The organism is Paenibacillus sp. GbtcB18 (assembly GCF_019091125.1).
Classification (GTDB): domain Bacteria; phylum Bacillota; class Bacilli; order Paenibacillales; family NBRC-103111; genus Paenibacillus_F; species Paenibacillus_F chitinolyticus.
The window spans coordinates 1-254 of record NZ_JAGXJX010000571.1; the positions used below are offsets into that span (position 1 = coordinate 1).

The following is a 254-nucleotide window of genomic DNA, read 5'->3' on the forward strand; positions in this document are numbered from 1 at the left end:
TAGAGGGTTTCCGCCCTTTAGTGCTGAAGTTAACGCATTAAGCACTCCGCCTGGGGAGTACGGCCGCAAGGCTGAAACTCAAAGGAATTGACGGGGGCCCGCACAAGCGGTGGAGCATGTGGTTTAATTCGAAGCAACGCGAAGAACCTTACCAGGTCTTGACATCCTCTGAAAACCCTAGAGATAGGGCTTCTCCTTCGGGAGCAGAGTGACAGGTGGTGCATGGTTGTCGTCAGCTCGTGTCGTGAGATGTT

Annotated in this window: 1 rRNA gene; it reads left to right on the top strand. The window is 53.5% G+C overall.

The annotated features are described in order from the left end of the window. Positions 1–254 (top strand): 16S ribosomal RNA (locus KVT34_RS30595); the annotation flags it as partial.